This is a genomic window from Pseudomonas sp. QTF5 (assembly GCF_000512695.2).
Taxonomy (GTDB): domain Bacteria; phylum Pseudomonadota; class Gammaproteobacteria; order Pseudomonadales; family Pseudomonadaceae; genus Aquipseudomonas.
Genome location: NZ_AZRW02000020.1, coordinates 1 through 18,421 on the forward strand (window position 1 = coordinate 1; position 18,421 = coordinate 18,421).

17 protein-coding genes, 1 tRNA gene and 1 pseudogene are annotated in these 18,421 nt (G+C 58.1%); 6 read left to right on the forward strand and 13 right to left on the reverse strand.

What is annotated here, in order from left to right; all coding sequences use genetic code 11:
* Positions 1-144 precede the first annotated feature (144 nt).
* A complete protein-coding gene (locus tag IC37_RS16610; protein WP_030131617.1) occupies positions 145-486 on the forward strand; it encodes a type II toxin-antitoxin system RelE/ParE family toxin in 342 nt (113 codons plus the stop codon).
* A gap of 10 nt (positions 487-496) precedes the next feature.
* The gene (locus tag IC37_RS16615) at positions 497-799 is read left to right on the forward strand and encodes an XRE family transcriptional regulator (RefSeq protein ID WP_030131618.1); all 303 of its coding nucleotides are present in this window, start codon (positions 497-499) and stop codon (positions 797-799) included.
* 296 nt (positions 800-1,095) lie between these two features.
* Here the strand turns inward: IC37_RS16615 and IC37_RS16620 are convergent.
* Positions 1,096-1,185, reverse strand: a tRNA-Ser gene (locus IC37_RS16620).
* 308 nt (positions 1,186-1,493) lie between these two features.
* Here IC37_RS16620 and IC37_RS16625 point away from each other — a divergent pair.
* From IC37_RS16625 to IC37_RS16635, 3 genes are all read left to right on the forward strand, one after another.
* Positions 1,494-2,183: a crotonase/enoyl-CoA hydratase family protein gene (locus IC37_RS16625; protein ID WP_030131619.1), complete on the forward strand. Its 690-nt coding sequence runs from the start codon at positions 1,494-1,496 to the stop codon at positions 2,181-2,183.
* 214 nt (positions 2,184-2,397) lie between these two features.
* Positions 2,398-3,120, forward strand: a complete 723-nt coding sequence (locus IC37_RS16630; RefSeq protein WP_030131620.1) for a 1-acylglycerol-3-phosphate O-acyltransferase — start codon at positions 2,398-2,400, stop codon at positions 3,118-3,120.
* 145 nt (positions 3,121-3,265) lie between these two features.
* On the forward strand, positions 3,266-4,237 hold the full coding sequence (locus IC37_RS16635) for a magnesium and cobalt transport protein CorA (RefSeq protein ID WP_030131621.1): 972 nt from the start codon (positions 3,266-3,268) through the stop codon (positions 4,235-4,237).
* Positions 4,238-4,352: 115 nt separating this feature from the next.
* Here the strand turns inward: IC37_RS16635 and IC37_RS16640 are convergent, their stop codons facing one another.
* The 3 genes from IC37_RS16640 to IC37_RS16650 all read right to left on the reverse strand — a co-directional run bounded on the left by IC37_RS16640 (position 4,353) and on the right by IC37_RS16650 (position 8,571).
* Positions 4,353-5,087: an amidotransferase gene (locus IC37_RS16640; RefSeq protein ID WP_030131622.1), complete on the reverse strand. Its 735-nt coding sequence runs from the start codon at positions 5,085-5,087 to the stop codon at positions 4,353-4,355.
* A gap of 95 nt (positions 5,088-5,182) precedes the next feature.
* A complete protein-coding gene (locus IC37_RS16645; protein WP_030131623.1) occupies positions 5,183-7,327 on the reverse strand; it encodes a 3-hydroxyacyl-CoA dehydrogenase NAD-binding domain-containing protein in 2,145 nt (714 codons plus the stop codon).
* A gap of 38 nt (positions 7,328-7,365) precedes the next feature.
* On the reverse strand, positions 7,366-8,571 hold the full coding sequence (locus IC37_RS16650) for an acetyl-CoA C-acetyltransferase (protein WP_030131624.1): 1,206 nt from the start codon (positions 8,569-8,571) through the stop codon (positions 7,366-7,368).
* Positions 8,572-9,160: 589 nt separating this feature from the next.
* On the opposite strand from IC37_RS16650, the pseudogene IC37_RS16660 reads away from it, so the two are divergent.
* Positions 9,161-9,968, forward strand: a pseudogene (locus IC37_RS16660) (cytochrome c).
* A gap of 124 nt (positions 9,969-10,092) precedes the next feature.
* On the opposite strand, the gene IC37_RS16665 reads toward IC37_RS16660, so the two are convergent.
* From IC37_RS16665 to IC37_RS16705, 9 genes are all read right to left on the reverse strand, one after another.
* On the reverse strand, positions 10,093-10,899 hold the full coding sequence (locus IC37_RS16665) for a transglutaminase family protein (protein WP_030131626.1): 807 nt from the start codon (positions 10,897-10,899) through the stop codon (positions 10,093-10,095).
* Entirely contained in the window at positions 10,896-11,846 is a 951-nt protein-coding gene (locus IC37_RS16670; RefSeq protein ID WP_030131627.1) for an alpha-E domain-containing protein, read from the reverse strand. Before IC37_RS16670 ends, IC37_RS16665 begins: the two co-directional genes overlap by 4 nt.
* A 12-nt stretch (positions 11,847-11,858) precedes the next feature.
* A complete protein-coding gene (locus IC37_RS16675; RefSeq protein WP_030131628.1) occupies positions 11,859-13,268 on the reverse strand; it encodes a circularly permuted type 2 ATP-grasp protein in 1,410 nt (469 codons plus the stop codon).
* A 383-nt stretch (positions 13,269-13,651) separates the two neighbouring features.
* Positions 13,652-13,993 (reverse strand): ribonuclease E inhibitor RraB, encoded by a 342-nt coding sequence (locus tag IC37_RS16680; protein ID WP_008005633.1) that lies wholly within the window; start codon positions 13,991-13,993, stop codon positions 13,652-13,654.
* 215 nt (positions 13,994-14,208) lie between these two features.
* Entirely contained in the window at positions 14,209-14,442 is a 234-nt protein-coding gene (locus IC37_RS16685) for a hypothetical protein (protein WP_030131629.1), read from the reverse strand.
* A 370-nt stretch (positions 14,443-14,812) separates the two neighbouring features.
* The gene (locus IC37_RS16690; protein WP_007902193.1) at positions 14,813-15,004 is read right to left on the reverse strand and encodes a PLDc N-terminal domain-containing protein; all 192 of its coding nucleotides are present in this window, start codon (positions 15,002-15,004) and stop codon (positions 14,813-14,815) included.
* 83 nt (positions 15,005-15,087) lie between these two features.
* The gene (locus tag IC37_RS16695) at positions 15,088-15,618 is read right to left on the reverse strand and encodes a hypothetical protein (protein WP_030131630.1); all 531 of its coding nucleotides are present in this window, start codon (positions 15,616-15,618) and stop codon (positions 15,088-15,090) included.
* A 236-nt stretch (positions 15,619-15,854) separates the two neighbouring features.
* Positions 15,855-16,373, reverse strand: coding sequence for an ankyrin repeat domain-containing protein (locus tag IC37_RS16700; RefSeq protein ID WP_030131631.1), 519 nt, complete (start codon positions 16,371-16,373; stop codon positions 15,855-15,857).
* A 125-nt stretch (positions 16,374-16,498) separates the two neighbouring features.
* Entirely contained in the window at positions 16,499-18,337 is a 1,839-nt protein-coding gene (locus IC37_RS16705) for a long-chain-acyl-CoA synthetase (protein ID WP_030131632.1), read from the reverse strand.
* Between the last annotated feature and the right edge of the window lie 84 nt (positions 18,338-18,421).

An 18,421-nucleotide genomic window follows, 5' to 3' on the forward strand; every position in this document is an offset into this window, starting at 1 on the left:
TCCGCCCCCGATATGCTTTTTCAGGAAAAATCGGAGAGGCGACAACTATCCTGACACCGGGGGTACTGATCGCAGACCTCACTTTGCGGATCGAACGCTTAGCGGCAAATTTGCGCCATGCACCTATTTAGGTACATTATATTTATGACTGATCTTGTACCTGTGCTCAATGTCCGTTTCTTTCGCACGGACGCTGAAAATGAACCAGTGCGTGACTGGCTTGCTGATCTTCCCCGCGACCATAGAAGGATGGTCGGTACAGACATCAAAACCGTTCAGCTTGGTTGGCCCATCGGCATACCGGTGGTAAGAAAGCTGGATGCCGGGCTCTGGGAAATCAGGATTGATCTTGGCGACACCATCGCACGCATTATTTTTACAGTTGTTGGATCCGACATGGTGCTACTCCATGGCTTCATCAAAAAAAGCCAAAAAACACCCGCGCCCGACATGGCAATCGCCAAACAGCGCAAAGCAAGACTATGAGGCACAAAAGATGAACAAGCATATCGGATCTGACTTCGATGACTTCCTTGCTGAGCAAGGTCTTGCCGAAGAGGTTTCTGCCGTAGCTCTCAAGCGCGTCATTTCCTGGCAAATTGCTGAGGCTATGAAGCTGCAGCGTGTCAGCAAGAAAACCCTTGCCGAGCGGATGCATACAAGCCGCACCGCAGTAGATCGAGCACTCGATCAAAATGACTCAGGCATGACGTTGGCCACGCTGGCCAGCGCTGCCCGCGCACTTGGCCAGCGAGTAGAGGTTCGTCTGATTCCTGAGAGCGACGAATCTCACGCATAAATCCAGTTTCTTATCTGCATGCCCAAAATCTGGCACTACGCCAGTTTCATCACGCAGGTGAGAAGGCAGATCTGAAGTGATCCTACCTAATTGTGCCACTGCGGCGCTCGTCAGATCTGCCGCTTAGGCGACGTAGCTGTCCACCAAGCATCAGATACCGATTCCTGTAGAGATAGGTACAGGGTCAAAACCCATCCGTATTCCCAAATTGTTCCCATATCACCCTTTTTCAGACGCCAAAAACCACAAACCCCCGACTTTCTCTAGGAAAATCAGGGGTTTGTGTTTGCATAATGTGGCGGTGAAGGAGAGATTCGAACTCTCGATACAATTTCTTGTATACACACTTTCCAGGCGTGCTCCTTAAGCCACTCGGACACTTCACCGTATCTCGTCAAACATGTTCTGTCTGTCGAGGCGCGCTAATGTAGTCGAAAGCTTTTCTGATGGCAAACTTTTTTTGCAGAATTTTCATGCGGTTAGCGATTTAGTTGTTCCGGTGGGTGCCGTGCCATGGCAAACCCGCCAATCTCCGGCTTCGCGCCCTCTTCTATATAGAGGGGAATGCGCGGCTGGCGTGGCCGGCAACGCTTGCCGGGTGGGGAAAAGGGTGACCGGGTGGTCAGTCACGGCGCTTTACCTGGCCTACGCCGGTGGGTAACGTCTGCCCTACTTTATTAGAAGGATTGGCGTCATGAGTGAGTTGATTTCCTACCATCTCGAAGACGGTATCGCGACCCTGACCTTGAGCAATGGCAAGGTCAATGCCATCTCGCCGGACGTGATTGTTGCGTTTAACGCTGCGCTGGACCGGGCGGTGGCGGATCGGGCGGTGGTGATCATTACCAGTCAGCCGGGTATTTTTTCGGGTGGCTATGACTTGAAGGTGATGACCGCTGGCCCTAAAGAGGCCACTGCACTGGTGGCTGCCGGTTCGACGCTGGCTCGTCGCCTGCTGTCGCACCCGTTCCCGGTGGTCGTGGCGTGCCCTGGGCATGCGGTGGCCAAGGGTGCGTTTATTCTGTTGTCGGCTGATTACCGCATTGGTGTCGATGGTCCGTTCAGCATTGGTCTGAACGAAGTGCAGATCGGCATGACCATGCACCATGCCGGTATCGAGCTGGCGCGTGATCGTCTGCGCAAGTCGGCGTTTCATCGCGCGGTGATCAATGCCGAGATGTTCAATCCGCAGAGTGCCGTGGACGCCGGTTTCCTTGATGTGGTGGTGTCGGCCGAAGAGCTGCAAGGCGCGGCGCTGGCGGCGGCTCGTCAGTTGAAGAAGCTCAACATGATCGCCCACAAGAACACCAAGCTGAAAGTGCGCAAGGCGCTGCTGGAGACGCTGGACAACGCGATCATCCTGGATCAGGAGCATATGGGTTAAGCCCGTACGCGTTGCGCCGAAAAGCCCGACCGTCGTGTCGGGCTTTTTCTTGCGTGTCTGGTTTAAAACCTTACAAGCGCTCTAGACCGCATCTGACCCATAAGTCGGAAACATGCGCTCAAACATCGGCTATCTCCCACTTCTATAGCGGCAATTGCCGAAAACAGTGCACATCCGTACACTGCGCCACCTTTTGTCCCGGTGGGCCCTTTAAATGCTGTTTGTGTTTCGTATGTTATTGATGGGCTTGCACTTTATTCTGGCCGGAGTGCTTGGAGTGATCCTCGGTCTATACCGGCCGTTTAATCCGGATAACAGTCGTTTATGCGCGCGTCTGTATGCGTGGCCGGCAATGTGCATTTTGCGTTTGCGGGTGAAGGCTGACGTTGGGCCGTTGATGGCTAAACCCGATAGCTGCGTGATCATTGCCAACCACCAGTCCAACTACGATCTGTTTGTGTTCGGCAACGTGGTGCCCCGTCGCACCGTGTGCATCGGCAAGAAGAGCCTGAAGTGGGTGCCGCTGTTCGGGCAGTTGTTCTGGCTGGCCGGCAATGTGTTGATTGACCGCGGCAATGCGCACAAGGCACGCCAGTCGATGCTGACCACTACTCGCACCTTGCAGCATGAAGACACCTCGATCTGGGTCTTCCCGGAAGGTACGCGCAACCTCGGCAAAGATCTGCTGCCGTTCAAGAAAGGCGCGTTCCAGATGGCGATTGCCGCGGGCGTGCCGATTGTTCCGGTGTGTGTCAGCAGTTACGTCAAACACATGCGATTGAACCGCTGGCGCAGTGGGAAAATTCTGATCCGTTCTTTGCCGGCGATTCCTACGGCTGGATTGAGTCTGGATGACATGCCGATGCTGATCGCCCAGTGCCGCGAGCAGATGCGCGAGTGCATCGACTCGATGGATCGACAACTGCAAGCCGCTTGAGAGAAACCCGCCCTGTGCGGGTTTTCTTTTGCCTGCGAACTCTACAGATTTTGCTGACTCTCAAGCAGCAGACAAGGTTAAGCTGAATCCTGCCTGGCACCGCCAGTCTTTACAGAAAGCGGCTAATAAGAAGTGAATCACCATTATGGGTAGAGTCGTTGCTGCTGCGGTTTACAGCGCCGGTAAGAAAGTCACCAATATCACCCTCGACGAAGGCGCTGCCTGGGCTGCCAAGCCTGACCACTTTGTCTGGATTGGTCTGGAAGAGCCGAACGCCGAAGAGCTGTTCAACCTGCAACGTCAGTTCAACCTGCATGAACTGGCCATCGAAGACGCTCTGGAAAAACACAGCCGACCGAAGCTGGAAACGTTCGGCGATGCACTGTTTATCGTCACGTATTCGCCGATCCGCAATGAAGGCAAACTGGAGTTCATCGAGACTCATATCTTTGCCGGCAAGGGCTACATCATTACCGCACGCAATGGTCATTCGGCGTCCTACGCCTATGTCCGACAGCGTTGTGAGGCGCGGCCACTGTTATTGGAGCACGGGGAAGATTTCGTACTTTATGCCCTCCTCGACTTTGTGATTGAAAACTACCAGCCAATGGGCGAAGCGATCCATGCCGAGATCGATGAGCTGGAAGGGAACGTTATGTGCGGTTCCCTGAACGAGCGCGACATACAGAAACTCCACAGCCTGCGCCGCGATGTATTGCGCTTGCGCCGGTATGCGGCGCCGATGGTGGAGATCGGTGAAGAACTGCAAAAGCTAAACTTTCCATTCATCGACAAGAATATGCGCCCGTATTTCCGAGATGTGCAGATTCATGTCACTCGGCAGATGGAAGACCTGACGACTCTGGCGGACATTGCCAGCCAGACCATCGAGGTAGGGGTGTTGCTGGAGGCGTCACGGCAGAGCGTGGTGCAGCGCAAGTTTGCGGCGTGGGCGGCGATTCTGGCGTTCCCGACGGCGGTGGCCGGGATCTACGGGATGAATTTCCAGAACATGCCGGAGTTGAGTTGGCATTACGGATATTTCGGGGTGTTGGGGTTTATCACCATTGGGTGTGTTGGTTTGTGGGCGAGTTTCAAGCGGTCGGGGTGGTTGTGAGACCGTGGGGGTTCAGTCAGAACCGGTTGCCCCCATTCGCGAGCAAGCCCGCTCCCACATTGGATTTTCGTCGTGACACAGATCCAATGTGGGAGCGGGCTTGCTCGCGAAGCTTTTAGCGTTTAACCGCTTCACCCTCAGGCTTGTGCGCCACAAACCGCATCATCCACTCTGCGACGGTAGTGCCGTGATGCTCGTGTTCAAGACTCGCCATACCTTTCGAATAAATCTGCTCGCCCAACGCTTCCTGACGAATATCCAGCAGCGCCCGTGAGTAATCGTGAATGAATTCCGGATGACCCTGGAAGCACAGCACTTGATCGTTGATGTGGTACGCGGCGAACGGGCAGAAATCACTCGACGCAATCACCGTAGCGTTTTCCGGTAGTGCGGTGACCTGATCCTGATGGCTGATCAGCAGCGTCAGCTCTTCCCTCAGTGGGCTCATCCATGGCGCCTTGGCCGTGAGTTTGTAGTTGTGGGTGCCGACGCCCCAGCCCTGGGTCGCCCGCTCGCTCTTGCCGCCCAACAGTAGCGCCAGCAGTTGATGGCCGAAGCACACGCCCAACAGTTTGTCGCCGCGTTCGTAACGGTTCAGCAGGTACGTCTTGAGGGTTTGAATCCACGGGTCGGTGCCGAAGGAATCGGCCTTGCTACCGGTGACCAGATACGCATCGAAGGTCAGGTCATCGCTGGGATAATCGCCCTGCATCACGTTGTACACGGTGAACTCGGCAGCGATGGGTTGCTGCGAAAACAGACGCTGGAACATCTGCCCGTAACCCTGATATTGATCGACCAGTTCCGGACGCAGGATGTCGGTTTCCAGAATGCAGATGCGTAACGACATAAAAAATACCTGACACATGAAGGGAATAATGCACACCCCAGAGCCTGCCTCGAAACACGGTGGCAAGGCAAGCCCCGGAGCGCGTCATCGGTCCCTTAGAACAGCGCGTTTTTGGCGGCTTTCTCTAACAGCAGCGCAGGCGGTGTGAAGCGCTCGCCATACTGCTCAGCCAGATACTGGGCGCGAGCGACGAAGTCTTGCACGCCGTACTGGTTGATGAACTGCAGCGCACCGCCGGTCCAGGCCGCGAAGCCGATGCCGAAGATCGAGCCGACATTGGCATCTGCCGTCGAGGTCAGCACGCCCTCCTCCATACAGCGCACGGTTTCGATGGCTTGGACGAACAGCAGTCGATCGCGTATGTCCTTCGGCGAAATCTGCCCATCGGCTTTCTCGAAACGGCTTTTCAGCTCTGGCCACAAATGCTTCTGCCCTGTGGCCGGATAATCGTAGAAACCACCTCCAGCGGCCTTGCCCGGACGCTTGTATTCCTTGAGCAGCAAGTCAATCACGGCGAACGCCGGATGCTCAATCAGGTTTTTTCCTTCTGCTCGCAGGTCTTTGGCGGTTTGCTCGCGGATATGGCTCATGAGGCTGAGGGAAACTTCGTCGGAGATCGCCAGAGGCCCGACGGGCATGCCAGCCTTGCGCGCTTCGGTCTCGATCATCGGCGCGCTCACACCTTCGCCGAGCATGGCAATGCCTTCGTTGGTGAAAGTGCCGAACACCCGCGAGGTAAAGAAGCCGCGACTGTCGTTGACCACGATCGGCGTCTTCTTGATTTGCAGTACGAAATCGAAACCACGAGCCAGGGTTTCATCGCTGGTATGGGCACCTTTGATGATTTCCACCAGTGGCATTTTTTCCACGGGACTGAAGAAATGCAGGCCGATGAATTTCGTCTGGTCCGGCACGGCGGTGGCCAGGCCACTGATCGGCAAAGTCGAGGTGTTGGAGGCGACGACCGCGTCCGGGCCGACGACTGTTTGCGCGGCTGATGAGACCTTGGCCTTCAGTTCGCGATCTTCAAACACCGCTTCAATAATCAGATCGCAACCCGCCAGGTCTGCATCTTTTTCGGTGGCATGGATTCGAGCCAAAACCTCTTCGCGCTGCTCCCGGGTTAACTGACCACGCGCAACTTTCTTGTCCAGCAACGCCGCCGAGTGGGCCTTGCCCTTCTCTGCCGCGGCGAGGTTGATGTCTTTGAGCACCACGTCGATACCGGCTGATGCGCTGACAAACGCGATGCCCGCGCCCATCATCCCGGCGCCGAGCACGCCGACTTTCTTCGTTACATAAGGCGCTATGCCTTGGGGCCGCGAGCCGCCGGCATTGATCTCATTGAGCTGAAACCAGAAGGTGCCGATGAGGTTTTTCGCCACTTGGCCGGTGGTCAGCTCGGTGAAGTAGCGGGTTTCGATCAGGTGCGCCGTGTCGAAATCTACCTGAGCGCCTTCCACCGCAGCACAGAGGATTTTCTCCGGCGCCGGCAGGCAACCCTGGGTTTTGCTGCGCAAGATCGATGGCGTGATGGCCAGCATCGGCGCGAGCTTCGGGTCCGACGGCGTGCCGCCAGGGATCTGATAACCCTTCACGTCCCAGCGCTGCACAGCGACCGGGTGAGCGACAATCCACGCCCGCGCCTTAGCCATCAGCTCATCGCGATCGGCTGCCAACTCGTCGATCAATCGCGCCTGCAACGCCTGTTGCGGACGGATTTTCTTGCCTTCAAGCAGATACGGCAGAGCTTTTTCGATGCCCAGCATACGAACCATGCGCACCACTCCGCCGCCGCCCGGCAACAGGCCGAGGGTGACTTCCGGCAGGCCAAGCAGCACCGACGGATTGTCCAGCGCCACACGGTGATGACAAGCCAGACAGATTTCCCAACCACCACCGAGCGCTGCGCCGTTAATGGCGGCGACCACCGGTTTGCCGAGGGTTTCCAGGGTGCGCAGTTGGCCCTTGAGTGTCAGCACCATGTCGTAAAAGGCTTTGGCTTGTGGTTTGCCGATCTTGATCAGTTCATTGAGGTCGCCGCCGGCGAAGAAGGTCTTCTTGGCCGAGGTGATGATGACGCCGGCAATGGCGTCCTTGTCGGCGGCCAGTCGGGCGACGCAGGTGGCCATGGCGTCGCGGTAGACCGCGTTCATGGTGTTGGCACTCTGGCCCGGCATGTCGATGGTCAGGACGACGATCTGGTCCTGGCCTTTTTCGTAACGGATGGCTTCGGTCATGGCAATTTTCCTTGAGTCGAATTTTCTTAAAGTCAGGCTCAGAGGCGTTCGATGATGGTGGCAATACCCATGCCACCGCCGACACACAATGTCGCCAGGCCATAGCGCAGGCGCCGGGCTTCCAGTTCATCGAGCAGCGTGCCGAGAATCGCGCAGCCAGTAGCGCCGAGCGGATGGCCCATGGCGATGGAGCCGCCGTTGACGTTGACCTTGTCGGGGTCGATGGCCATGTCCTTGATGAACTGGAGCACGACTGAGGCGAACGCTTCATTGACTTCGAACAGGTCGATGTCTTCGACCCGCAGCCCGGCCTTGGCCAGCGCCTTGCGAGTGGCCGGCGCCGGGCCGGTGAGCATGATGGTCGGGTCGGTGCTGGTGACTGCCGTGGCGACAATGCGCGCCCGAGGCTGCAAGCCCAGCGCCCGCCCCTTCGCTTCGGAACCGATCAGCATCAGCGCCGCGCCATCGACAATCCCGGAACTGTTGCCCGGCGTGTGCACGTGGTTGATCCGCTCGATCTGGCTATAAACCCGCAATGCCGTGGCGTCGAAGCCCATTAGCCCGATCATTTCGAAGCTTGGCTTGAGCTTGCCCAGGCCTTCCATCGTCGAATCGGCCCGAATGAACTCATCGTGATCGAGCAGGATGATGCCGTTCTGGTCTTGCACCGGCACCAGCGACTTGTTGAACGAACCGTTCGCCCGCGCCCGCGCCGCCTTCTGCTGGGAGTGCAACGCAAAGGCATCGACGTCCTGACGGCTGAAGCCTTCAATCGTGGCGATCAGGTCGGCCCCCACGCCCTGGGGCGTGAAGTGGTTGTGAAAATTGGTTTCCGGGTCCAGCGCCCAAGCGCCGCCGTCGCTGCCCATGGGCACGCGGGACATCGACTCGACACCACCGACCACCACCAGGTCTTCGAAGCCGGAACGTATTTTCATCGCCCCGAGGTTCACCGCTTCCAGCCCCGACGCGCAAAAGCGATTGAGCTGCAGGCCGGCCACGCTGACGTCCCAATCGGCCACTTGCGTGGCGGTCTTGGCGATGTCGGAACCCTGATCGCCGATAGGCGTCACGCAGCCGAGCACCACATCATCGACCTGACTGGTGTCCAGGGACGTGCGCTGCTGCAGCGCCGTCAGCAGCCCGGCCACCAGATTCACTGGCTTGACGCTGTGCAAGGCGCCATTGGCCTTGCCTTTGCCACGTGGCGTGCGTAACGCGTCGAATATCAAAGCTTGGGTCATGACGTCCTCGAACCTGATGGTGCGATCTTCTGATCTTTATGCCCTCACCTTATGCCGAGCAGCCATGGATTCAATGACCACAGTGCTCATTGGCGTTGACGGTCACGCTCAGACGAACGGTAGTCTGCTATCGGATAAATCGATTCACGTCACCAAGCTGTCTAGCCAACGGGCGCCCAAGAAGCTGGCCATAAGCCTCATGCCTTTTTAGAAGCAATAAGTTGGCAATACATACGAAATGGATCTAAGCCAATCGTGACGCGGGCCCTAAGGTAAACCTGTACGAAGTTGTCGTCGGGTTTTGCCGAGGCACTCGTTCTACAAGGAAGTGCAGCGCTCTGTCGTCATGGAGATAGGCAGGCAGGCATCAGGAAATAACAAAAAAGGCGGTCAAGCCATGTTCAAGCATTCGAAAGTTCGTCAAGCCGGGCTCATTCTATTCGCCACTACACTGTTGTTGATTTTGCCGAACCTGACCAAGGTGATTGGCTGATCGGGCATCAGGGTTTTCATTTCGCCTGATAAAAATGTGATTGGCTCGCTACCCGGGTCAGCGTGGCTGTGCCAACCTTTGCGGCACTTCCACGACATGGACGGCGATCACTTGAAAGCGCTCACTCTAGCTCAGCATGCCTCTGTCTGCCGCACAGCTGAGTCTGGAGCTAGGCGCGAGCCCTCGCACCTGGCAGACCGAGCAATTGCTCAAGCATCCTCAGGTTCAGACCATCACAATCACTAACGATGTTTCCTACAAACGGGACATGAGCTATCGCGCCGTGCCGTTGGCGGCGTTGCTGACAGGCATCAAACCTGACGATCATCTGCAAGCCGTTGCCCTGGACGGTTTTGCCGCCGAACTGGCTGCCGCGCCGCTGCTCAATACCCAAGGCGCGCGGGCCTGGTTGGCGATTGAAGACCCGGCCCAGCCGTGGCCGCCATTGTCAGAGGGCAAGCACAGTGCGGGGCCGTTTTATCTGGTCTGGACCGATCCACAAGCGGGCAATATCAGCCCCGAGCAATGGCCGTTCGAAGTCGCCAGCATCAAGCGCATGGCCCCGGTGGCCGAGCGTTTCCCTGCCCTGCTGCCCGATCCTGCGCTGAAGGCGGATGATCCGGTGAACAAGGGTTTTGCGCTGTTTCAGAAAAACTGCCTGGCCTGTCATCGACTCAATGGGGCGGGAGATGCGCAGTTCGGGCCGGACCTGAATATTCCGTTCAACCCGACCGAGTATTTCGGCGCGGATTTCCTCAAGCGCTACATTCGTGATCCCCAGAGCTTGCGCCAATGGCCGCAGGCGAAGATGCCGGCGTTCGCGACGACGGTGTTGCCGGACGGGGATCTGGAGTTGTTGGTGGGGTATTTGAAGCATATGGCGGGGCGGAAGGTTAAGCCGTAACCGATCGTTCCCACGCTCTGCGTGGGAATGCAGCCCGGGACGCTCTGCGTCCCATCAAGAGCCGAACGCGGAGCGTCCGTTGAGGCATTCCCACGCGGAGCGTGGGAATGATCAGTGTGTAGGTTTACTGCTGTTGGACGGAGATCGGCACTGGCGTCGGCGACACAAACACCTTCGCATGCATCTGCTCGCACCCACCGCCACGGCGCATGCCGCGCACCGGGCAGGCGTCCAGGTAATCCAGGCCCACGGCCAATTTCAGGTGACGCTCCGGGCGGGCCAGTTCGTTGGTCACGTCGAAGCTGTACCAGGCGTCATCCAGCCAGGCTTCAGCCCAGGCGTGACTGGCCAGGTGTTCGCTGTTCTCGCTGTACAGATACCCCGACACATAACGCGAGGGAATGCCCAGGCTGCGGGCGCAGGCGAGAAACGCATGGGTGTGGTCCTGGCAGACACCGGAACGCCCGGCGAAGGCCTGGGCGGCGCTGGTGTCCACTTCGGTGGAACCCGGCGTGTAGGTCATGTGCTGGTTCAGGCCATGCATCAAATCGATCAGCGCCGTGCGATCCCGGCGTTGTTTGCACGACTTCTGAGCAAACGCGCGCAGGGCTTCGTCGGCTTCGGTCAGGCGCGTGAAGCGCAGGAACGGCAGCGCCGACTGGCTTTCATGCTCGGCTTCGCGCAGTTCGTCGATGTCCACCTGCCCTCGGGCGCCGATGATGATTGCCTCGTGGGGTTCGTCCAGGGTCAGCACATGCAGAATGTTGCCGAACGGATCGAGTTGCGCACGCACCGGGCGTGGCAGGTCGAGCTGCCAGCTGAGCACGTGCTGGCGCTCGCTGTCGTGGGGGGTCAGTCGCAGGTACTGGATGCTCGCCCGCACCTGATCTTCGTAGTGATAGGTGGTCTCGTGGCTAATGGAAAGTCTCATGCAGCCTCCAGGTAGGAACTGTGTATGGCGTTGCCCAACTGGCGCACCAGCGGGATGAACTCGGTCAGCCAGGCGTGCAGGCCTTCGTCGAGAATTTCGTTGATACCGGTGTAGCGCAGGCGCGCATCCATTTCCGCGGCCAGGCGTTGCGCGGGACGGCCGTTGGCCCCCGGCAATTGGGCGAGGATCTGGTCGATTTCTTCGGTGCAAGCCCGCAGGGAGCGCGGCACGTCGGCGCGCAGCAGCAACAACTCGGCCACATGCCGGGCGCCAGGGGCATCGCGATAGATCTCGGTATAGGCCTCGAACGACGACAAGGCCCGCAACAAGGCGCTCCACTGGTAATAGGCGTGAGCCGTGCCGTCGCTGACTGCTTCGGCCTGATCGCCGGCCATCTCGTAACGGGCGTCGAGCAGGCGCAAGGTGTTGTCAGCCCTTTCGATAAAGGTGCCCAGACGAATGAACCGGAACGCGTCATTACGCATGATCGTGCCGTAGGACGCGCCGCGGAACAGGTGGGAACGTTCCTTGATCCACTCACAGAAACGGCTCATGCCGTAGCGACTCAAGCCCTGCTCGGCAATCCCGCGAATTTCCAGCCAGGTAGAGTTGATGTTTTCCCACATGTCGGCGGTGATTCGCCCACGCACCGCATGGGCGCTGGCCCGTGCAGCACCGAGGCAGCTGTAGATGCTCGCCGGGTTGGCCGCATCCAAAGCGAAGAAATGCAGCAGCCGTTCGGCATGCAGATCGCCGTGACGCTCCAGGTAATCGTCCAGAGTACCGGTGATCAACAGCGGCATGGCGAGTTCGTGCAAACCATCACCACGCCCGTCCTGGGGCATGAGTGACAGCGAATAACTGATGTCGAGCATCCGTGCGAGGTTTTCCGCCCGCTCCAGGTAACGCGACATCCAATACAGATCCGAGGCAGTTCTACTTAACATGGCAGGCTTCCTTCAATCCTCGACCACCCAGGTGTCCTTGGTTCCGCCGCCCTGGGATGAGTTCACCACCAGAGAGCCTTCGCGCAAGGCGACACGGGTCAAACCGCCGGGCACAACCCGGGTTTCGCGGCCAGACAATACAAACGGACGCAGGTCGATATGGCGTGGAGCGATGCCGTTTTCGACAAAGGTCGGACAGGTCGATAAAGACAACGTCGGTTGGGCGATGTACGCGTGGGGCTTGGCTTTGATCCGCTCGCGGAACGATTCGATTTCCGCCGCCGTCGCCGCCGGCCCCACCAGCATTCCGTAACCGCCGGAGCCCTGGGTTTCCTTGACCACCAGCTCTGGAAGATTGGCCAGCACGTGGGACAGTTCAGAGGGATTACGACACTGCCATGTCGGCACGTTCTTCAGGATCGGCTCTTCATCCAGGTAGAAACGAATCATGTCCGTGACGAAGGGGTACACCGACTTGTCGTCCGCGACCCCGGTACCGATGGCATTCGCCAGCACCACGTTGCCGGAGCGGTAGGACGACAGCAGCCCTGGCACGCCGAGCATCGAATCCGGATTGAACGCCAGCGGATCGAGGAAGGCATCGTCGAGGCGACGGTAGATCACGTCGACGGCTTTCGGCCCGTCCGTGGTGCGCATGAACACCTTGTCATCGCGCACGAACAGGTCCGCGCCTTCCACCAGTTCAACGCCCATTTCCCGGGCCAGAAACGCATGTTCGAAAAACGCACTGTTGAAGCGCCCCGGCGTCAGCACCACCACACTCGGGTTGTCGAGCGGACTGGAGCTTTTCAAGGTGTCGAGCAACAGATTCGGATAGTGGTCGATCGGTGCGATGCGCTGGGCCGAGAACAACTCGGGGAACAGGCGCATCATCATCTTGCGATCCTCGAGCATGTAGCTCACGCCGCTGGGGGTACGAAGATTGTCTTCGAGCACGTAGTACGTGCCGTCGCCATCGCGCACCAGGTCGACACCGGAAATGTGCGAATAGATATCGCGGTGCAGATCCAGCCCTTGCATCGCCAACTGGTATTGCTCGTTGGCCAGCACTTGCTCGGCCGGGATGATACCGGCCTTGATGATGCGCTGCTCGTGATAGAGGTCGGCAAGGAACATGTTCAATGCCTTGACCCGTTGAATGCAGCCGCGCTCGACGACCCGCCATTCACTGGCGGGAATACTGCGGGGAATGGTGTCGAAGGGAATCAGGCGCTCTGTCCCCTGCTCATCTCCATAGAGCGTGAATGTAATCCCGGCACGATGAAATAACAGATCGGCCTCGCGTCGCCGTTGTGCCAAAAGCTCGTCAGGCGTTTCGGCCAGCCAACGGGCAAACTCCCGATAATGCGGGCGGACCTGGCCGCCGGCATCGTACATCTCATCAAAATAGGTGCGGATCATGCCGTACTCCTTGTCACCCGGACATCCAGGCCTTCGCAAGGCCCGTGCCATCGGCATAAACGCTTTGATATCAATCAGTTGGATATAGGCGCTGCACATACCGCACCAATCCTGTGCGGTAAATACCCCAACCTGATCACCCCCGCTTCATGGCGAAGCAATGCTGTCGCCTATCAGCAGCATAGCCAGAGTTGATTTCACTGCCCGGAAGGCGATGCGGATAATCCGCGCATTCGCAGAAAAGATGACCGAACACTTGCCGAACTTCCCTTTAGCCGCCTGTTTAGGTGGCTTTTTTTTGCCTGCCTGAAATGTTGTGAATTAAAACGAAAACGGCCAACCCAAAGGTCAGCCGTTGCTGAGTGTTGTCACTGTTCATAAGACTATGCGAGTAACCCTCGTACCTCCTGCTTGACGCCCCATCCTTCGATGATACCGCCCAGAGGCTCGACCACCGCCTCGAAGTCCTGCTCAAAGTCGCCGATTCCGTCGTAGGTGGCGTACATCACTTTGCTCAGTTCCAGATGCCACGCGCCGTCGTCGCGCACGCTGATCTGGGCATTCAAGGATTCACCACTGAAATGACCTGCCGCCCTGCGTGCCCGCTCCTCGTCCGGAAAAATGGCGTAGAACTCGATGGGATGGAATCGTGAAAAGTCGAAACCGCCTTCTTTCATGCGGCGCAGCACGCTGCTGCTGATGTCTTCTTGATAGGCTGTGCTCATGAAACGTCCCCCTCAGACTGATGGATAGACTTTCCGTATTCCCTGCACTTTCAACCGATTGGTGAGAGCGATACGGCAACAGAGGTTGCCGACGGGAAGCAAGCATGTAGCTGACAAGACCAGACCTTAGCGAGTCATTCGCTGATCTCGCTTGCAGAGTAGCCCCTAGATAGAGCTGCTGCCAAGGCCTGGGTATGAATGTGACGAGAGGTGTATCAGATTGGAGTAATACTGATGATTTCAATGCTGTTCTGGGATTTCAGACTTTTGACGGTCGGATCATCGGTACGCCCCTCCAGATCATTGAGGTCCAGTTCGGCAGCGACCGGCAAGCGCCGGGCGCGAATGAGTTTGGCGGCTTGCTCGCTATTCGGGCATTCCTCGCACTCGAAGAGCTCGTCCACTGTTTCACCGTGATCATCCACGAAAGTGATTTTCCACTTTTGCATCGGTGCCTCCTCGATAAAACCCATGGATGGGCTTACAAGTATCTGGACTTTTGCCCTGAGTGATCGTTCAAACGGATTACCGCGTGCAGGCATGAAAAAAACACAGAAACCTGTGTCGCCGAGCCTGTGCGAGGCACCGAACGAAAGGGGCAAAAGCCCTTGGTTACTTGGGGCTTTTCCAAGTGACCCGCCGTCAGGGCGAAACCCTCGGTGGCCGTTACCGCAGAAACGGATATGTACACCATCAAACTCGGAAAGATATGTAGATACCGATCTGCGATAGGACCGCTGCGGTGAGTCTGACTGACCGCAGCGCCTGCATCGCGGGCAAGCCACGCTCCCACAGGTACAGTGTTGCTTGCGGGAAAGATCAGATCCGCACATTGCCCCTTGGCCCGGCGATGGCCCAGATGATCAGGCCCAGGACCGGCAGCAGGAGGATCAATAGCACCCAGATGATTTTCATCCCGGTCTCGGCGCCACTTTTAAGCACGTTGATGATGGCCCAGATATCCAGGGCAAGAATAATCAGGCCAACCAGGCTGTTGAACGTGGAACCCATGGTGACGCTCCCGAAGAGTGATATGCACTCTTAGGATAGTCGGGCCTTGCGAGGGTTCCGTTTTATTACCGTCCTAGACAGCTTCAGACGTGGATCGCCACTTTCAGGGCTTCCAGGGAGGGCGCGGCGGCGATGCCGACTTCTGTGCACAACTCCAGCACCCGTGGCACGTCGTTACCGTACACCAGCACCACTTGCAGTTCGTCGTCGAGCAACTGGCTGAAGTTCATCAGCGTGTAACCGCCGTTTTCCTTGTTCATGCTGCTCATCTGCACCTGAATGCGGTTAAGCGCCGTCAGGGCTTCGGTTTTGGCCAGTTGCTTGGGTTTGATGTTGAAATCGACGCCAGGACCGAACGAAGCGACGATCTGCGCAAACAGGCCCATGTAGGTGTCGGCCTGGAACAGCACGGTTTCCGGCAAGCTGCCGACGACCACCCACTCGCCCAACGGGATCGGGAAGGTGTCGTCGTAGTTGATGTCCGGATTGGCCGCCAGAAAAGCCTCTGGATCGGCGTAGGCCTGAGCCGCTTCGTCAGCGACTTTCAGGATTTCGTCCTCGCTCATGCACCCGGAGCTGATTTTGCTGATGAGTTCGACGAGTGCGGCTTTCATGAGGTGGATCCTGTAGCGAGGGAGATTTGAGGGCGCGAAGGATAGCGCATTCGGAAACGGATTGCGGGACCAGGCATGAACCTGTAGCGAGGGAGCTTGCTCCCGCTGGGTTGCGAAGCAGCCCCAAAATCAGCCACCGCAGTCGTTCAGATAGACCGCATTCGCCGGGTTTACGACTGCTTCGCAGCCGAGCGGGAGCAAGCTCCCCCGTCACAAAAGCCCCGCAGCCACGAAGGTCAGGCCAGGAGTTTCTGCAATTGTGCGGTGGTGTCCACCGCGCCCATGGTTTTGGCCGCGTCCAGCGCGGATACACCGTTGGCATCCTTGGCTTTCGGATCGGCGCCTTTGCTGATCAGGTAGTCGACGATTTCGACGCGGTTGAACATCGCCGCCATCATCAATGCAGTGCGACCGTCGAAGGATGAACCTTCCACTTGCGCGCCACCTTCCACCAACGCCTTGACCACCGCCAGATCACCCTTGAAGGCCGCGCCGGCAATCGGGCTCTGGCCGTTGTCGTTGCGGATTTCCGGGTCGGCCTTGTGCTCAAGCAGGACTTTTACCGTCTCGACATGGCCGTGGTACGCAGCGAGCATCAGCAAGGTGTCGCCCTTGTGGTTGCGCAGGTTCGGCGGCAAGCCCTTGGTCAGCAGCGCAGCCATCATGGCCGCATCGCCCTCGCGCGCTTTGTTGAACACCTGTTCGGCAAATTCAGAAGCCTCTTCGGGGGTCATCTGGCGGCTTTTGTCTGACATTGGGGACTCCACATTCGGTCAATCGGAAAGCCGATAGTTTCCCGAGCGCTCCGGAACCTGTCACTTGTTTTTTCTCATGGAAGGCCATAGCCACATTCAATAGGAGCCACATTCAATAGCGATACTTAATAGCGGTGCTTGCCGCCGTGAATATCCGCCAGCACCTGCTCGGTGACTTGTACGTAAGTCTGGGTCCCTGGCAACCAGGCGTAGATCGGATCATCGCCGGTTTTGTTCGGGTCAAAGGCTTCGTCCTTGAGTCGGGTCTTCTGGTATTTGAAGGTTCCGGTGGTCTCCATTTTCACTTTCACCCGTAGGAAAAGTGGCACCGCATAGGCAGGCATTTGCTGCCTGGCGAACGCCAGCAACTCGCTGAAGTCCAGGGTCGCCAGGGATTCAGCCGGTGTGATCGCCGCCATCCCGGCACGCCCATTGGTATTGTGGATTTCCACGCCATAGGCCACGGCTTCGGCGATCTGCGGGTGTTGCAGGAGGATGTTTTCGACCTCGGTGGTCGAGACGTTTTCGCCCTTCCAGCGGTAGGTGTCGCCCAAACGATCGACGAATTGCGCGTGGCCAAAACCGATGTTGCGCAGCAAGTCGCCGGTATTGAAGTAACGGTCACCCTTCTTGAATACATCGTGGAGCACGACTTTTGCGGTCTTCTGCGGATCGGTATAGCCGTCCAGCGGCGCCTTGTCGTCGATCCTCGCCAACAACAAGCCCTGCTCGCCCTTGGCGACTTTATGCATAAAGCCCTTGGCGTCACGGGTGGGTGCGCCGCTGTCGTGGTCGTACGCCACCAGTTCCCATGACATCAGGGAAAAACCGATGGTGTTGTCGAAGTTGAGGATGTTGGTGAAGCCGATATTGCCATCGCTGGCGGCATACAGCTCGCAGATATGGTCAACGGCAAAACGCGTCTTGAACTCACTCCACGCGCCGGGACGCAGCCCATTGCCGATCATCTTCGTCACGCTGTGCCGACTGTCGTCCGGGCTGCGCGGTTGATCCACCAGGTAGCGGCATAACTCGCCGACGTAGCCGAGAGTGGTCGCCTGGTATGTGCGCACGTCACTCCAGAACTGGCTGGCGCTGAACTTGCGGCGGATGGCAAACCCCGACGCCCCGCTGATCGCCGAGCCCCAACACACGCAGAGCCCGGTGGCGTGGTACAGCGGCAAGGTGCAATAAACGACGTCCTGCGGCTGCATGTCCAGCGCAATCAACCCGAAGCTGGCGGAGCTGCGCATCCAGCGGCCGTGCTTGAACACCCCGGCCTTGGGCAACCCGGTGGTGCCCGAGGTGTAAATGTAGAAACAAGGATCGTCGAGAAAAACCTGCTGGCTGCTGACGGGGTTATCGCTGCACGCGTCGCAGCTGACCGTCATCAGGTTGATGAAGCCATCGGGCGAATTGCCCGGATGGCGATAAGTGTCTTGATCGGCGACAAACCAGGTGCGCGCCGTATCGATAGACACCCGCTCGCGGACCGCATTAAAGGCTGGAACCAGCTCTTCGCCGACCACGATCGCCACGGGTGCCACCAGGTTAAGGCTATGGGCCAGGGTATCGCGGGTCTGGGAGGTATTGAGCAAGGCGCTGATCGCACCGACCTTGGCCATCGCCAATATCGTCACCAGCAGTTCCGGACGATTTTCGATAAAAATCGCCACCACATCGCCCTTGCCGATGCCTTGGGCGATCAAGTGATGGGCAATGCGATTGGCCCACTGATTGACCTGTGCATAGGTGAGCGCCACCTCACCCTGCAGCAAGGCCGGGCCATCGGGATTGCGCAATGTCGCCTGCTCGAAGCTCCAGCCAAGACCACACGCTTGGGTCGGGTCCTTGACGTTGGCGGCTTTCATGCCCTTCACCACCCGGGGAATGGCTTTGGCAATGGAAGGCAGCTTGCGGAGCATCATGCCCCAGGTAATCGTGTCGTTCAGCGTGCGGCTCATGGTGCTCCCGTTCGATCTTCTTATTGTCGGGCGGCGTTGATTGAAACGGAAAATACGTCAGCGGTTCTTGAGCTGTACACGCGG

What these genes read in the sequence shown, in the direction of transcription:
- IC37_RS16640 (WP_030131622.1), bottom strand. Translation starts at nt 5,087, where the DNA reads ATGTCGTTACGCATCTGCATTCTGGAAACCGACATCCTGCGTCCGGAA.
- IC37_RS16615 (WP_030131618.1), top strand. Translation starts at nt 497, where the DNA reads ATGAACAAGCATATCGGATCTGACTTCGATGACTTCCTTGCTGAGCAA.
- IC37_RS16680 (WP_008005633.1), bottom strand. Translation starts at nt 13,993, where the DNA reads ATGAGCACAGCCTATCAAGAAGACATCAGCAGCAGCGTGCTGCGCCGC.
- IC37_RS16610 (WP_030131617.1), top strand. Translation starts at nt 145, where the DNA reads ATGACTGATCTTGTACCTGTGCTCAATGTCCGTTTCTTTCGCACGGAC.
- IC37_RS16630 (WP_030131620.1), top strand. Translation starts at nt 2,398, where the DNA reads ATGCTGTTTGTGTTTCGTATGTTATTGATGGGCTTGCACTTTATTCTG.
- IC37_RS16685 (WP_030131629.1), bottom strand. Translation starts at nt 14,442, where the DNA reads ATGCAAAAGTGGAAAATCACTTTCGTGGATGATCACGGTGAAACAGTG.
- IC37_RS16645 (WP_030131623.1), bottom strand. Translation starts at nt 7,327, where the DNA reads ATGACCGAAGCCATCCGTTACGAAAAAGGCCAGGACCAGATCGTCGTC.
- IC37_RS16675 (WP_030131628.1), bottom strand. Translation starts at nt 13,268, where the DNA reads ATGATCCGCACCTATTTTGATGAGATGTACGATGCCGGCGGCCAGGTC.
- IC37_RS16705 (WP_030131632.1), bottom strand. Translation starts at nt 18,337, where the DNA reads ATGAGCCGCACGCTGAACGACACGATTACCTGGGGCATGATGCTCCGC.
- IC37_RS16700 (WP_030131631.1), bottom strand. Translation starts at nt 16,373, where the DNA reads ATGTCAGACAAAAGCCGCCAGATGACCCCCGAAGAGGCTTCTGAATTT.
- IC37_RS16665 (WP_030131626.1), bottom strand. Translation starts at nt 10,899, where the DNA reads ATGAGACTTTCCATTAGCCACGAGACCACCTATCACTACGAAGATCAG.
- IC37_RS16695 (WP_030131630.1), bottom strand. Translation starts at nt 15,618, where the DNA reads ATGAAAGCCGCACTCGTCGAACTCATCAGCAAAATCAGCTCCGGGTGC.
- IC37_RS16625 (WP_030131619.1), top strand. Translation starts at nt 1,494, where the DNA reads ATGAGTGAGTTGATTTCCTACCATCTCGAAGACGGTATCGCGACCCTG.
- IC37_RS16650 (WP_030131624.1), bottom strand. Translation starts at nt 8,571, where the DNA reads ATGACCCAAGCTTTGATATTCGACGCGTTACGCACGCCACGTGGCAAA.
- IC37_RS16690 (WP_007902193.1), bottom strand. Translation starts at nt 15,004, where the DNA reads ATGGGTTCCACGTTCAACAGCCTGGTTGGCCTGATTATTCTTGCCCTG.
- IC37_RS16635 (WP_030131621.1), top strand. Translation starts at nt 3,266, where the DNA reads ATGGGTAGAGTCGTTGCTGCTGCGGTTTACAGCGCCGGTAAGAAAGTC.
- IC37_RS16670 (WP_030131627.1), bottom strand. Translation starts at nt 11,846, where the DNA reads ATGTTAAGTAGAACTGCCTCGGATCTGTATTGGATGTCGCGTTACCTG.